Consider the following 12,699-nt stretch of genomic DNA (forward strand, 5'->3'; position numbering starts at 1 on the left):
TCGTACAGGATGCAACTAACTGGTGACACAGCGAGGTGTGACAGAAAACGCAGCCGCGGCGCTGTAGAGAGTACGGGTCGCCGCGCGGCCCGTGCCGCGCGACGGTCGGGGCCTCTCCTGTGGGGGGTGGCGGCCCCGGCCGTTGCCATCGGCTCCCTAACTCTCCTTGAACTCGCGCCCCGGTCGGCGCTGCTCGCGCGGTCGCCAGTCGTCGCGCCGCCGGGTCCGCGCCCCGTGCGCCCCGCCCTCACGAACGGCCCGGTACGCGGCGACGGCACGCCCCTCGGCCTCCGGGTCGACGGGAACACCCCTTACGGCGAGGGCGAGCAGCGCGTCGAGGGAGGTCCCGTTCTCACCCATGCCCCTGCCCACCCCTGCCTGTCCTCGGCCGACCGCTTCCTGACGCCCGTCCCGAACCCCTTAGCGTCCGGAGGCCGTTGGACGTCACACCCCGAGCTCCCCGTCGGGGCCGAGTTGCTGCGCCAGGCGCTTGAGGCCACGGTGGGCGGCGGTGCGGACCGCGCCAGGGCGCTTGCCGAGGACACGGGCGGCGGCGGGCCCGTCGAGGCCGACGACCACCCGCAGCAGCACGGCCTCGGCCTGGTCGCGGGGCAGCCGTGCGACCAGTTCCAGGGCGCGCTCCGTGGAGAGGCTCTCCAGCGCCTGGTCGTGGGTGCTGTGGGAGCCGGGCAGTTCCAGCAGGTCGTTCTCGAGCCCGGTCGCCCGGGGCCGTACCTTCTGCCTGCGCAGATGGTCGAGCGCGCGGTGCCGTGCGATGGTCGCGGTCCAGCCGCGGAACCCCGCCCCGTCCCCCTTGAACCGCCCGAGGTCCCGCGCGATTTCCAGCCAGGCGTCGGACGCCACGTCCTCCGCGTCGTCCCCGACGATCCCGCGCACGTACCCGAGCAGTCCGGGCTGCACGATCCGGTACGCCAGCGCGAAGGCCGCCTCGTCCCCCTGCTGCGCCCGCGCCACGGCCGCACCGAGCTCACCGTCGTACGCCTGTACGCGGCGGGGTTCCCCTCCCTGGCCCAACGCTGTCCTCGTTCGCCCCGAGTCGGTCAGAATGCGCACGGTGCGACACGGTCGGCCGTGTCGACGCCCACGTGGTCATCTGCGTCGGGCCCCACAGAAACGTCACAGCCCGTCAGGCACCCCGGGCGTCCCTCGGGACACATCCCGGCTCAGGCGTCCGTGCGGTCGGAGATACAGCGTCCGTACGCCTCCGGGCTGTCGCCCGCGGGCCGGTTCAGCCCTTGGTCTCCACCGGTTCGGGCAGCGGGGCCGGCCGCGCCTGCGGGGCCGGCATACGGTCCGCGTTCACCACGATCCCGGCGATCAGCGCGGCCAGCAACAGTGCTCCCATCGCCCACCAGGTGGCCACGTTGAAGCCGTGCACGGCGGCCCGGGAGGCGAGGGCGCGACGGTCGACACCGGGGCCCGCGTGCGCGCTCGCGTACCGGGTCGTCACGCTCGCGGCGATCGTGTTGAGCAGCGCCGTACCGATCGAACCGCCGACCTGCTGGGCGGTGTTGAAGGTGGCGGAGGCCGCGCCCGCGTCGCGGGGCGCGACGCTCACCGTGGCCAGCGAGATGGAGGTCATCATCGCGGTGCCCATGCCGAGGCCGAGCATCAGCATGCCGGGCAGGATGTGCGAGGCGTACGCGGGTGCCACCCCGACCTGCGCGATGATCGCCAGCGCCCCCGCGGCCACCAGCAGCCCGGGGACGATGAGGGCGCGCGGCGGGACCCGGTTCAGGAGGCGGGCCGCGACCTGCGTGGAACCGGTGATCATGCCGACGGTGATGGGGAGATAGGCGAGTCCGGTCTTCATCGGCGAGTACCCGAGCACACGCTGCATGTAGTAGGTGAGGAAGAGGAAGACCCCGAACATCCCGATGGTGACGAAGAGGATGGTGAGGAACGCCCCGACCCGCTGCCGGTCCCTGACCACCGACATCGGCAGCAGCGGCACCCGGGCGCGGGTCTGCCAGAGACCGAACACGCCGAGCAGCACGACCCCGGCGGCCAGCAGTCCGAGGACCAGTCCGTCGCCCCAGCTCCTCGACTCCGCCTCCGAGAAGCCGTAGACCAGCGAGAGCATTCCGGCGGAGCCGAGCACCGCTCCCGGCACGTCCAGGCGCGCGTCCTCGTACCGGCCGCCGCCGCTGAGCACCGCCAGGGCGCCGGCGAACGCGACCAGGGCGATGGGCACGTTGACGTACAGGCACCAGCGCCAGTCCAGGTACTGGGTGAGGAAACCGCCCGCGAGCAGCCCGAACGCCGCGCCCGCGCCGACGATCGCGCCGAACACGCCGAACGCCTTGCCGCGCTCCCCGGGGTCGGTGAACGTCGTCGTGAGCAGCGAGAGGGCGGCGGGAGCGAGTAGCGCGGCGAACACGCCCTGGAGGGCGCGCGCCCCGAACAGCATCCCGGAGTTCGCGGCCGCGCCGCCCAGCGCGGACGCGGCGGCGAAGCCCAACAGGCCGATCATGAAGGCGAGTCGGCGACCCGCGAGGTCGGCGATCCGGCCGCCGAGCAGCAGCAGCCCGCCGAAGGCGAGGGTGTACGCGGTGATGACCCACTGCCGGTTGCCGTCCGACATGTGCAGGTCGCTCTGGGCGGAGGGCAGGGCGATGTTCACGATGGTCATGTCGAGGACGACCATCAACTGGGCGAGCGCGATGACGACGAGCGCCCACCAACGGCGGTTGTCGGCCACGAGGCCTCCCGGGTCCGGCGGTTGCCCTCATGTTCACTCCGGAGACCGCCGTTTGGGAACGGTCGCGTACCTTAAGAACCGGCAATCTCGCCGCCGTTCGGCGCGCTGCCCCTATCCCACGGCCTCGCGGCACAGCAGCCGCAGCGAACCGTCGCCCGCGTAGCAGCGGCGGGCCTCGTCGACGGGGTCCCACAGGCGCCCGTCGGGGGTGCGCAGCCAGTGCTCGCCGCCCGTCTCCCACCACTCGGCGCCGGTGCACCGGACGACGACCTCACCGGCGTACGCGCCGAAGCCGCGCAGCACGGCGTGGACGGCGGCGTACGGCGCCCCCTCCCGGCGTATCTCCTCGATCAGCCGGTCGACGCGCCACAGACTCTGCGCCGAGTAGTCGAGGCGCAGCCGGGCGCCCTCGCGCATCGTCGCGACGGTGTCCGCGGCCCAGCGCACGGGCTTGGTCGCGGCGGAGGGCCTGGTCGCCCGGATCGGGTTCGCACTCGTTGCGTTCACACTCGTAGCGTTCACACTCGGAAGAGCGCCTTCCGGACGGGATTCGTCACGCGTCCCGGGCGCCTTCGCGACACCGGCCCAGGACCCTCATCTCCGGCCCCAGGACGGTCACAGGAACCCCTCAGGGAAACAGGTTTACGACCGTCCGCGCGCCCGGCGTGACACCACCGCGCGCAGGACGCGCCGCCCCTCCGTCGACACCTCCAGGGCGGGGCGCAGGCCGCCCGCGCCGCGGGCCGCGAGCAGTTCCAGGACGGCGACCTGGCGACGCAGTTCGGCGGCGACGAGGGGCCCGTCGCCGTCGGCGGCGACATCGAGGAGCCGGTGGATCCGCAGGGCCGCCGCCGAACAGGCGTCGGCCCAGGCGCGCAGGGCGGACGCGCAGGGGTCGTCGGGGGCGGTGGCGAGCATACGGCGGGCGAGTGCGGCGGCGCGGTCCTCGTCACTCACGGCAGCCTCGGTCTCGGCCTCGGTCTCGGCCTCGGTCTCGGCCTCGGCTCCTGGGCCGGATCCGGGGGCGGGGTCGGGGTCGGGGTCGGCGGAGGGGGCGGCGGAGTCCAGTTCCGCCCGTGCCTTGGCGAGCCGTTCGCCCCAGGCGTCGCCGTCCGCGAGGCTCGACCAGAGCGGCCGCAGGACCTCGTCGTCGCCACCCAGCAAGGGCACGCACCGATCCAAACAAGCCAGCCCGCTCGCTGCCAGACCACGCTCGTCGGCCTGAGCGATCAGGTCCACCAGGCTCATCACGCCTCCCTCGACAGGGCGCTCCTGCTTACGGAGCCCGCACTTTCCCTTACTGCGTGCTCCGGAGCGGGAGTGTCACAGGGGCACCACTCCGAGCCGGTCGAGGAACCGGAAAAGCAGGTTTTCGGCCAAAGGGTCGGCGTCCGCGGTCAGCACGGCGAGCAGGGGCTCGGCGACCACCGTGTGCCCGGCCTCCGCGGCCCAGGCAACGGCCCGCGCGGCGGCGTCGGAGGGCTCCAGGAAGTAGTCGTCGACGGTGAGCCCCTCCTCGCTCTGCCCGAGGTGCGCGGCCATCGCCGTGCGCGCGAGGCAGGTCGTCCACGCGCCGCTCCCGGGCCCGGCCGCCTCGACGACCACACAGTCGCTGTTCATGACGTACCCGAAGAGCGCGGGCGCGCCGGTCTCCCGGGCGAGCGTGTTCATGCTCCCGACGTCGCCGTCACCGCTCGGGTACTCCCAGACCTGCCAGCCGTCGGGCGCCGTGGTCCGCAGCGCCATCCCGTGTGCCGCGCCCAGCGCGTCCAGCTCCGCGAGCGGCCGCTCGCTTCTGCCCACGACGTAGTAGCCCCAGTAGCCCATGCCGGTGTCCCCCCGGTGGTGTTTCGGTTCGGCCGCGCCGAATACACCACAGGGGCAAGTGAATTGGCCAGGGAATCGGCCGAACCGGCGCGCCGCCTGCCTCCAACGGCCTAACGCCGACGGTCAGCGGTGGTCCCGGACCGCCGCCGGGACCGGCGCCCCGGGCGGGACCGGGCCGCGCAGGACCTTCTCGTTCTGTATCCGGTTCAGGCGCAGGACGACGAGGGCGGCGAGCACGGCGGCCACGATGTCGGTGACGTCCGAGAAGATCCTCTGGCCCGCGGCGTGCTGGAGTTCCAGCGCGGTGTGGGCCGCGCGGTGCGCGGCGGACGCGGTCTGGTCGGCGGCCGACGTGATGATCCACATCGCCCACCAGGCATTGACGAGCCCGTGTGAGGTGCGGGTGCCGGCGGGACGGCTCGCGTCCCAGGTGTTCAGCATGATCCGGCGCGGGAACCAGAAGTTCACCACCGGCACGAACCAGCCCCAGCCCACCCAGGCGCGCCCCATTTCATGCCCGAACGGGTCGAACACCTCGGCGTTGATCCGCACCCGGTGGAACCAGACGAGGTAGACGGCCATGGTGGCGACCAGGGCGACCAGTTGCGCGACCCCGGCCGCGGCGAAGAGCGAGTCCGCGTGGTCCGCGTCCCGCCGCACGGTGTCACCGATCCCGCCGTCCGCGAGGGTGCCCGTGACGTCGTACATCTTGACGCCTGCCCAGATCGCGAAGAGATCGACGGCGACGACCACGCCGAGCAGCACCGCGACCGCTCTCCCGAGGCCCACCGGCGAGGCCAGCCAGGCATTCCCGTGCGGCGGGGGCACCGTGCCCACCGGCACGGGTGCGAGGGCGGGTGTTTCGGCGCACACGGAACACAGCCCGCCGGCCATCGACGCGGCGAACTGCTGGCAACGCTGACAGATCAAGGGAACCCCCGGACTACCCGCACAAGAAACCGGGTGCGCCCCCTCCCCAGGGGCACACCCGGCACACGAATCACAGGGAAGATACGCCTCAGCCCAGCCGGTTCGCCAGGTTCTTGAAGTCCGTCCAGGACAGCGCCGGCCGGCCCGGGTCCCACAGCTTCTGGATCGTGGCACGCAGCGGCATCCTGATCCCCGCCGCCACCTGGTCCTGGGTCTGGGAGTTCGCGCGGTCGGACCAGACGGCGAAGCTCCCGCCGAGGATCTGGCCGTCGTACTTCGCGGGGACCGGCGTGGTGCCGCGGACGACGAGCGGGGTCCACTGCTCGTAGATGCGCTGCCCGGTCGGGTAGACGAAGGTCTGCGGCTCACCGAGGACGTAGTAGAGGTACTCGTCGTTGTAGTTGATGAGCTCCCGGCCCGCGCTCAGGTACTCGACGGGCGGGCGCGCGCCGAGTTCCTTGCCCGTCCAGTACGCGACCTCCAGGTCCTTGTCCGCCTGGACCGTGCCGCCGCGGAAGAACCCGTCGTTCCAGGCCCGTGCGGTCCGGTCGTGGCCGCGCACCACCTGGGCGCGGGCGTTGAGCCAGCCGGTGGTGAGGTCCGCGACGGTGGCGCCGGGGCCGTAGGCCTGCTTGGCGGCGGCGGCCAGTTGAGGGTAGGAGGTCGACGGGCTGGCCACGGTCAGGGCCTGGTACTCGTCGCCGCCGAGGTGCCAGTACGGGCCGGGGAAGAGTCCGGTGTACTCGTTCAGCAGGTCGTCGACGATGGAGGCCGCGGCGGGCTTGGAGATGTCGACGGTGCCGCGCGGGGCGGTTCCCGAGACGCTGCGCAGTTGGAGGTCGGGGTGGGCGGCGATCACCGCGCCGAGGTGACCCGGCGAGTCGATCTCGGGGACGACATGGATGTGACGGCTCTCCGCGAGGGCGACGATGTCGTGGACGTCCGTCTTGCTGAGGTGGTCCTTCGACACGATCTCCGGGTGGGTGTCCGACTGGATGCGGAAGCCCTGGTCGTCGGAGAAGTGCAGACCCAGCTCGTTGTACTTCAGATCGCCCAGTTCCCGGATCCGGTCCTCTATCCAGGCCGCGGAGTAGGGCTTGCGCGCGATGTCGAGCATGAACCCGCGGCGCGGCTTGGCGGGCTGGTCGCGCACGACGCCCTCGGGCGCCGTACCGCCGTCGTGCACCTCCTGCTTGAGGGTGCGGGTGCCGTAGAAGACGCCCGCCTCGCCGGGCGCGGAGATGGTGACCCGGCGGTTCTTGACGGTCAGGGTGTACGACTCCGGGTCGGCGCCACCGGTGTTCAGGCCGAGTTCGACGTCGCCGTCCTTGGCCGCCGTCTGTCCGGCGTACGACATTTTCAGCTCGTCGGCGAGCAGCTTTCCCTCGTCGGCGAGGCCGGCGTCGTCGACGACCACGCGGGCGCCCGCCGCGGGACGCCAGCCGGGACCGCGCGCCGGAGTGTGCTCGCGTACGGCGGGGATGGTGCGCGGGGTCTGGGAGAGGGGGTAGGTCCGGGTCGGCGTGGGAGACGGCGGGGCCCCGGTCCGGTTCGCGGACCCGGCCGCCGTCCGGCCAGGATCGACGCTCGCCCCGGTCGGCGCGCCGGCGTCACCGGACGGCCACAGCGCGACGGTCGCCACCACGGCACCCGTCACCGCCGCCACGCCGACCGCTATCAGTACCGGCCGCTTCCCGTCCTGCACCGGCGCCCGTCGTCGCCTGCCCGTGCTCACCGCACCACGCCCTTCGCTTCGGTAACCGAGGCCCACGCCCTGTCGTACGCATCGAACGCCTCGTACACCTCACGTCGTACACCCCCGGACGTTCCACGGTCCCCCTCTCCACGTCACCCGTCCACCGCAGGTTCCGAAACTCTCCCGTCCGGGTGAAATTCGGGCATCCATCGGACACCTCCCGTCAATCGTCGATAACGTGGCAGCACAACTCTCACTTCTTCCCCTGCCGCACCACACGTGACGTTCACAGGACGTCACGGCATCCCGTCGACATCCCACCGCCGAGGACCCACGCTGCCTTCGCACCGTCTTCCACGCCTCCCCGGCCAGGTCGCCCTACCCGAGCAGAAGAGCGTGCCGTCGTCCCCGGCGCGCCTGGAGCCGTTCAACTCGGCGCCCGCCGACTCCGTCGTGCGCGCGCTCCTGACCTGCTGCCACAGCCTGCGCTGGGCCCACCGACTGGCCGACCACCGGCCCTACCCGGACCTGGACGCCTTTCTCGCCGCGGCCGACGAGGCGGCCTACGACCTCACCCCGGCCGACCTGGCCGAGGCCCTCGCGGGCGAGTCCCTCACGCTGCTCCCGGACGGCGCCTACTCCGCCGCCCACACGGCCCTGAGCGCGGCCCACGCGGCCTACGAAAGCCGCTTCGGGCATGTGTTCGTCATCTGTCTGGACGACTTCTCCCCGGAGGAATCACTGGATCAGGTGCTCGTCGGAATCCGATCACGATTGACAAACGATCCCGAAGAGGAGCGGCTGGTCACGGCGGAGGAGCTGCGCCGTCTGGCCAGGGGCCGCCTGACGCGCCTCCTCGGGGACGAGGGGCCCTGGGCCGTCCGGAATAGCCCGAACGTGCCTGATTGATTGCCAGTTTGATCACATAGATAGGGCCGCTGTAAACGTTCCGACAAGTCGTCGCTACGATGGCCAGGGCCGGTGGACCGTACCCGGCCGGGCCGACCGACACAGAAGCCGGCAGGCCCCAATCCCCGCTCCCGGAGGGTTCTTCCGTGCCGGCTGGAACGCTGTACCGCGGCCGGGAAGGAATGTGGTCCTGGGTGGCTCATCGAGTCACCGGCGTCCTCATCTTCTTCTTCCTGTTCGTACACGTGCTGGACACCGCTCTCGTCCGTGTCTCCCCCGAGGACTACGACAGGGTCGTGTCCACGTACAAGAATCCGATCGTCGCGCTGCTGGAGTACGGCCTCGTCGCCGCCATCCTCTTCCACGCGCTCAACGGCCTGCGCATCATCGCCGTCGACTTCTGGTCGAAGGGCCCGCGCTACCAGAAGCAGATGCTCTGGTCCGTCGTCGGTATCTGGGTCGTGCTGATGATCGGGGCCCTGTACCCGGTCCTCGGTCACGCATTCCGCGAAGTCTTCGGGAGCTGACGCCGCCCATGTCGAACAACACAGTCACTACTGAGGCCGCCGGTTCCGGTATCGGGCCGGTCGAGGGCGCGTACTCCTCGTACAGCGTCGACAACCCGGCGCCGTTCATCGAGGCCCCGCGCAAGCGCACCAAGAAGACCCCGAAGTCCACCCGTGGCAACTTCGAGATGTACGGCTGGCTGTTCATGCGCCTGTCCGGCATCGTGCTGGTCGTCCTGGTCCTCGGCCACCTGCTCATCCAGCTCGTCCTCGACGGCGGTGTCTCCAAGATCGGCTTCGCGTTCGTCGCGGGCCGCTGGGCCTCCCCGTGGTGGCAGGTCTGGGACCTCGCGATGCTGTGGCTCGCGATGCTGCACGGCGCCAACGGCCTGCGCACGGTCATCAACGACTACGCGGAGCGCGCGAACACCCGGCTGTGGCTCAAGGGCCTGCTCTACACCGCCACGGTGTTCACCATCCTGCTGGGCACGCTGGTGATCTTCACCTTCGACCCGAACATCCGCTAGGCACGGGGCTGAGGTAACCGACTCATGCAGATCCACAAGTACGACACCGTCATCGTGGGCGCCGGCGGCGCCGGCATGCGCGCCGCCATCGAGGCGACGAAGCGCAGCCGCACCGCCGTGCTGACGAAGCTCTACCCCACCCGCTCCCACACGGGCGCGGCGCAGGGCGGCATGGCCGCCGCGCTCGCCAACGTGGAGGAGGACAACTGGGAGTGGCACACCTTCGACACGGTCAAGGGCGGTGACTACCTGGTCGACCAGGACGCCGCCGAGATCCTGGCGAAGGAGGCCATCGACTCGGTCCTCGACCTGGAGAAGATGGGCCTTCCCTTCAACCGGACGCCCGAGGGCCGGATCGACCAGCGCCGCTTCGGCGGTCACTCCCGCAACCACGGCGAGGCCCCGGTCCGCCGGTCCTGCTACGCCGCGGACCGCACCGGCCACATGATCCTCCAGACGCTGTACCAGAACTGCGTCAAGGAGGGCGTGGAGTTCTTCAACGAGTTCTACGTCCTGGACCAGCTGATCACCGAGGTCGACGGCGTCAAGCGCTCGGCCGGTGTGATCGCCTACGAACTGGCGACCGGCGAGATCCACGTCTTCCAGGCGAAGGCCGTGATCTACGCGTCCGGCGGCACCGGCAAGTTCTTCAAGGTGACCTCCAACGCGCACACCCTGACGGGTGACGGCCAGGCGGCCGTCTACCGTCGCGGGCTGCCGCTGGAGGACATGGAGTTCTTCCAGTTCCACCCGACCGGCATCTGGCGCATGGGCATCCTGCTGACGGAGGGCGCCCGCGGTGAGGGCGGCATCCTCCGCAACAAGGACGGCGAGCGCTTCATGGAGAAGTACGCGCCGGTCATGAAGGACCTCGCGTCCCGTGACGTCGTCTCACGCTCCATCTACACGGAGATCCGTGAGGGCCGCGGCTGCGGTCCCGAGGGCGACCACGTCTACCTCGACCTCACGCACCTCCCGCCGGAGCAGCTGGACGCCAAGCTCCCGGACATCACGGAGTTCGCGCGCACCTACCTCGGCATCGAGCCCTACACGGACCCGATCCCGATCCAGCCCACGGCGCACTACGCCATGGGCGGCATCCCGACGAACGTCCAGGGTGAGGTGCTCCGCGACAACACGACCGTCGTGCCGGGCCTGTACGCCGCCGGTGAGGTCGCCTGTGTGTCCGTGCACGGCGCCAACCGCCTCGGCACCAACTCGCTCCTGGACATCAACGTGTTCGGGCGCCGCGCGGGCATCGCCGCCGCCGAGTACTCCGCGAAGGCCGACTACGTCGAGCTGCCCGAGGACCCGGCCTCGCAGGTCGTCTCGCAGGTCGAGCACCTGCGTAACTCCACGGGCACGGAGCGGGTCGCCGCGCTGCGCCTGGAGCTGCAGGAGTGCATGGACGCCAACGTGATGGTGTTCCGCACCGAGCAGACGATCAAGACGGCGGTCGAGAAGATCGCCGAGCTGCGCGAGCGCTACCGGAACGTCTCGATCCAGGACAAGGGCAAGCGGTTCAACACGGACCTCCTCGAGGCCATCGAGCTGGGCAACCTGCTCGACCTGGCCGAGGTCATGGCCGTCTCCGCGCTCGCCCGCAAGGAGTCCCGCGGCGGTCACTACCGCGAGGACTACCCGAACCGAGACGACGTCAACTTCATGCGCCACACCATGGCGTACCGCGAGGTCGGCGACGACGGCACCGAGTCCATCCGTCTCGACTACAAGCCGGTCGTCCAGACCCGCTACCAGCCGATGGAGCGTAAGTACTGATGGCTACCCCGACCCTCGACAAGGCGGACAGCGCCGGCCAGCCCGAGGCGGGCTTCGCCGACTCGCCGTACATCACCGCCACCTTCCGCATCCGCCGCTACAACCCCGAGGTCGCGGCGGAGGCGGTCTGGGAAGACTTCCAGCTGGAGATCGACCCGAAGGAGCGCGTCCTCGACGCCCTCCACAAGATCAAGTGGGACCTGGACGGAACCCTCACCTTCCGTCGCTCCTGCGCGCACGGCATCTGCGGCTCGGACGCCATGCGGATCAACGGCAAGAACCGCCTCGCCTGCAAGACGCTGATCAAGGACATCAACCCCGCCAAGCCGATCACGGTCGAGCCCATCAAGGGTCTGACGGTCCTCAAGGACCTCGTGGTCGACATGGAGCCGTTCTTCCAGGCGTACCGCGATGTGATGCCCTTCCTGATCACGAAGGACACCAACGAGCCGACGCGCGAGCGTCTGCAGTCCGCCGAGGACCGCGAGCGCTTCGACGACACCACCAAGTGCATCCTGTGCGCGGCGTGCACGTCGTCCTGCCCGGTCTTCTGGAACGACGGTCAGTACTTCGGTCCGGCCGCCATCGTCAACGCGCACCGCTTCATCTTCGACAGCCGTGACGAGGCGGGCGAGCAGCGCCTGGAGATCCTCAACGACAAGGACGGCGTGTGGCGTTGCCGCACCACGTTCAACTGCACGGACGCCTGCCCGCGCGGTATCGAGGTCACGAAGGCGATCCAGGAAGTGAAGCGCGCGCTGATCACGCGTCGCTTCTGATCTTCCGGTCGGCCTTCCGGTCGTACGGCGCCGTGGGCCCCGTTCCCCTTGTGGGAGCGGGGCCCACCGTCGTTGACGGACCGTGTTTTTCGGCCTTTCCCGAAGCGTCGAGAACGCGCCGGGGGCCGGGCCGCCGGTAAAAGCTTGTCATGGGAAGCAATGATTCCGTTGTGTATCGCCCCCGCCTGGGCGGGTGAAGGCGCCCCAGAGTAAAGAGAACCTCATCGATATGAGGTTCCCCTGAGGGTACGGAAGGACCTTGCTCTCCGTAGTCGAATTCGCCATTGAGGGGCGATTGGCCTCTTGATAGGTTTCTCATGGGAAAGGCGCCCCGACTGACCACCGGGGGCCTTCGATCGGGACGGCCGGCGTACGCGGTAGGGAATTCTGCAGATTCCCGGATGCTCGGCGGCGCGCTCCGACGGGGGACAGGTGCAACTTCTTCTCTCCGGCCGAGCTGACCACTCTCCCGGATGAGGCCTCACTGCTTCCTGCGGCAGCCAGAGATCTGCCGCGTCATGCGCACCATCTCGCTAGCGAATCGATTCCAGGGATCCCTCACGTTTCCGGTGCGGCTTCGCCATGCCGGAAATTCCCGGAAGACCATCAAATTCCATACAGGAAGGCTCAGCATCGTGAACGCCAAGCGTGTCATAGCGGCGACCGTCATCACCGCGGTCGCCGCAACGGGGGCCGCGGGGCTCGGCGCCGCCAACGCCTCGGCAACGTCGTTGCCGCAGCAGCGGACCGCCGCCCACCACTCGGTCGCCACCGCCACCGTCGTCAATGACGGAGTCCAGCCGCAGTTCTGGCACGCCGTCGCCCAGAGCGTGGTCGCCGCCACCGCGGTCAAGGTCACCGAGGCGGCGGTCAAGGTCTCGACGAAGCTCCGGTCCTCGTCCTCCAGCGAGTCCTCCTCGTCGTCCAGCGGTGGCCCCGCCGTCAGCGCGAACGGCCTGCATGGGGTCATCCCCGGGGACGTCCAGTACGACGCCAACTGACCGCGCCGGGGCCGTGTCCCTGA

14 protein-coding genes are annotated in these 12,699 nt (G+C 70.3%); 6 read left to right on the plus strand and 8 right to left on the minus strand.

Annotated features, from left to right (window positions below; genetic code table 11):
* Positions 1-156 precede the first annotated feature (156 nt).
* The 8 genes from AQJ27_RS12800 to AQJ27_RS12835 all read right to left on the minus strand — a co-directional run bounded on the left by AQJ27_RS12800 (position 157) and on the right by AQJ27_RS12835 (position 7,214).
* The gene (locus AQJ27_RS12800) at positions 157-360 is read right to left on the minus strand and encodes a hypothetical protein (protein ID WP_067367800.1); all 204 of its coding nucleotides are present in this window, start codon (positions 358-360) and stop codon (positions 157-159) included.
* Between the two features lie 84 nt (positions 361-444).
* Positions 445-1,035 carry an RNA polymerase sigma factor gene (locus AQJ27_RS12805; protein WP_067366651.1) on the minus strand — a complete coding sequence of 197 codons (591 nt, stop codon included), beginning with the start codon at positions 1,033-1,035 and terminating at the stop codon, positions 445-447.
* A gap of 214 nt (positions 1,036-1,249) precedes the next feature.
* Positions 1,250-2,722 (minus strand): MFS transporter, encoded by a 1,473-nt coding sequence (locus tag AQJ27_RS12810; protein ID WP_067366654.1) that lies wholly within the window; start codon positions 2,720-2,722, stop codon positions 1,250-1,252.
* Positions 2,723-2,833: 111 nt separating this feature from the next.
* Entirely contained in the window at positions 2,834-3,229 is a 396-nt protein-coding gene (locus tag AQJ27_RS12815; RefSeq protein WP_235613763.1) for a hypothetical protein, read from the minus strand.
* Between the two features lie 135 nt (positions 3,230-3,364).
* Positions 3,365-3,970, minus strand: coding sequence for a hypothetical protein (locus tag AQJ27_RS12820; protein WP_067366659.1), 606 nt, complete (start codon positions 3,968-3,970; stop codon positions 3,365-3,367).
* 75 nt (positions 3,971-4,045) lie between these two features.
* Positions 4,046-4,549 carry a hypothetical protein gene (locus tag AQJ27_RS12825; protein ID WP_067366662.1) on the minus strand — a complete coding sequence of 168 codons (504 nt, stop codon included), beginning with the start codon at positions 4,547-4,549 and terminating at the stop codon, positions 4,046-4,048.
* A gap of 123 nt (positions 4,550-4,672) precedes the next feature.
* A complete protein-coding gene (locus tag AQJ27_RS12830) occupies positions 4,673-5,479 on the minus strand; it encodes a DUF4328 domain-containing protein (RefSeq protein ID WP_067366665.1) in 807 nt (268 codons plus the stop codon).
* An 88-nt stretch (positions 5,480-5,567) separates the two neighbouring features.
* On the minus strand, positions 5,568-7,214 hold the full coding sequence (locus tag AQJ27_RS12835; protein WP_096240278.1) for a beta-N-acetylhexosaminidase: 1,647 nt from the start codon (positions 7,212-7,214) through the stop codon (positions 5,568-5,570).
* A gap of 357 nt (positions 7,215-7,571) precedes the next feature.
* Here AQJ27_RS12835 and AQJ27_RS12840 point away from each other — a divergent pair, with 357 nt between their 5' ends.
* The 6 genes from AQJ27_RS12840 (at position 7,572) to AQJ27_RS12865 (ending at position 12,676) form a co-directional block, all read left to right on the plus strand.
* Positions 7,572-8,084, plus strand: coding sequence for a 2-oxo-4-hydroxy-4-carboxy-5-ureidoimidazoline decarboxylase (locus AQJ27_RS12840; RefSeq protein ID WP_235613764.1), 513 nt, complete (start codon positions 7,572-7,574; stop codon positions 8,082-8,084).
* A gap of 146 nt (positions 8,085-8,230) precedes the next feature.
* Positions 8,231-8,611, plus strand: coding sequence for a succinate dehydrogenase, cytochrome b556 subunit (gene sdhC, locus AQJ27_RS12845; protein WP_079064942.1), 381 nt, complete (start codon positions 8,231-8,233; stop codon positions 8,609-8,611).
* Positions 8,612-8,619: 8 nt separating this feature from the next.
* Positions 8,620-9,117: a succinate dehydrogenase hydrophobic membrane anchor subunit gene (locus AQJ27_RS12850; protein ID WP_067366672.1), complete on the plus strand. Its 498-nt coding sequence runs from the start codon at positions 8,620-8,622 to the stop codon at positions 9,115-9,117.
* A gap of 24 nt (positions 9,118-9,141) precedes the next feature.
* The gene (gene sdhA, locus AQJ27_RS12855; protein ID WP_067366675.1) at positions 9,142-10,896 is read left to right on the plus strand and encodes a succinate dehydrogenase flavoprotein subunit; all 1,755 of its coding nucleotides are present in this window, start codon (positions 9,142-9,144) and stop codon (positions 10,894-10,896) included.
* Positions 10,896-11,675: a succinate dehydrogenase iron-sulfur subunit gene (locus AQJ27_RS12860; protein WP_067366678.1), complete on the plus strand. Its 780-nt coding sequence runs from the start codon at positions 10,896-10,898 to the stop codon at positions 11,673-11,675. Before sdhA ends, AQJ27_RS12860 begins: the two co-directional genes overlap by 1 nt.
* Positions 11,676-12,310: 635 nt before the next feature.
* Positions 12,311-12,676 (plus strand): hypothetical protein, encoded by a 366-nt coding sequence (locus tag AQJ27_RS12865; RefSeq protein WP_067366680.1) that lies wholly within the window; start codon positions 12,311-12,313, stop codon positions 12,674-12,676.
* The last annotated feature ends 23 nt before the right edge of the window (positions 12,677-12,699 follow it).

The organism is Streptomyces olivochromogenes, assembly GCF_001514115.1.
Classification (GTDB): Bacteria; Actinomycetota; Actinomycetes; order Streptomycetales; family Streptomycetaceae; genus Streptomyces; species Streptomyces olivochromogenes.

Excerpts from the sequence above, each read along its gene's own strand:
- AQJ27_RS12800 (WP_067367800.1), bottom strand. The coding sequence starts at position 360 with ATGGGTGAGAACGGGACCTCCCTCGACGCGCTGCTCGCCCTCGCCGTA.
- AQJ27_RS12820 (WP_067366659.1), bottom strand. The coding sequence starts at position 3,970 with ATGAGCCTGGTGGACCTGATCGCTCAGGCCGACGAGCGTGGTCTGGCA.
- AQJ27_RS12825 (WP_067366662.1), bottom strand. The coding sequence starts at position 4,549 with ATGGGCTACTGGGGCTACTACGTCGTGGGCAGAAGCGAGCGGCCGCTC.
- AQJ27_RS12850 (WP_067366672.1), top strand. The coding sequence starts at position 8,620 with ATGTCGAACAACACAGTCACTACTGAGGCCGCCGGTTCCGGTATCGGG.
- sdhA (WP_067366675.1), top strand. The coding sequence starts at position 9,142 with ATGCAGATCCACAAGTACGACACCGTCATCGTGGGCGCCGGCGGCGCC.
- AQJ27_RS12860 (WP_067366678.1), top strand. The coding sequence starts at position 10,896 with ATGGCTACCCCGACCCTCGACAAGGCGGACAGCGCCGGCCAGCCCGAG.